The organism is Streptomyces sp. NPDC043812 (assembly GCF_056436245.1).
Genome location: NZ_JBWKCY010000106.1, coordinates 1 through 1,138 on the forward strand (window position 1 = coordinate 1; position 1,138 = coordinate 1,138).

At 67.0% G+C, this 1,138-nt stretch carries 1 protein-coding gene; it reads left to right on the forward strand.

From position 1 onward, the window contains the following. The coding region (locus AC067Z_RS38960) for a DNA primase family protein (RefSeq protein WP_478794371.1) at window positions 1–910 on the forward strand (910 nt) is incomplete at its 5' end. Window positions 911–1,138 lie beyond the last annotated feature (228 nt).

A 1,138-nucleotide genomic window follows, 5' to 3' on the forward strand; every position in this document is an offset into this window, starting at 1 on the left:
GATCGACTTCCTGCACCTGCTACTGGGCTACTCCATCACCGGGGACGTCGGCGCGCAGGTGCTGCCCTTCCTGTGGGGCAAGGGCGCCAACGGCAAGTCCGTCCTCCTGGACGTCATGATCCAGGTCATGGGCGACTACGCCGACGCGGCCCCGCCCGGCTTCCTGATGGACAAGGGCAACTTCGCCGAGCACTCCACCGAGCTGACCGAGCTCCACGGCCGCCGCATCTTCGTCTGCAGCGAGCTCAAGCCCAACGACAAGTTCGACGAGGCACGGGTCAAACTCCTCACCGGCGGAGACAAGATCAAGGCCCGCAGGATGAGGCAGGACTACTTCAGCTTCACCCCGACCCACAAGCTATGGCTGCTCGGCAACCACCAACCCGAGGTCGGCACCGGCGGGCACGCCTTCTGGCGCCGTATCCGTCTGATCCCCTTCGAACGCGTCGTCCCCGCCGAACGGAAGATCGACAACCTGGCCGGTGAACTCGTCCAGGAAGAAGGCCCCGGCATCCTGCACTGGCTGATCCAGGGAGCCAGCCGCTACCTCACCACCCGGGACTCACTCACCGGACCCGCCTCCGTCCGCCTGGCCACCGCGGCGTACGAGACGACCGAGGACCACACCGGCAGGTTCCTGTCCGAGTGCTGCGTCCGCCAGGGCCCGGACACTGGCGACCTGCGCGTCGAGCAGGGCCTGCTCTACGCCACGTACACCGCCTGGTGCAGCTCGGAAGGCATCCGGGCCGACACCCCTCGCGCCTTCGCCGGCCGCATCCGTCAAGAGATCGGCCTGGCGTCCCCTGCGGAGATGCTGAAGTCCATGGGCAAGAAGTACTACCCCGCCCTTGCCCTGCTCCCGGGCGACGACACCGCCCGACCTGACGGACCGGCAGGTGGACGGGCATGAGGCAAGGCATCCTCCCCAGGATCTGGGCGTCGTCCTACCATGGGGGCGACCCACACCACCGCGTCCTCCACCTCCAATCGACCGGCGTCATCCACGCCACGACCGTCCAACCGCACAGCCACTTCACCGACAAGGAGCTGCGTCCATGAGCTCGCTGCTGCACGAAAGCCAGCTCGCACACGAAGCGAACGTGGTGTGGCTGGAAGACCTCGACGACCTCGACTACGT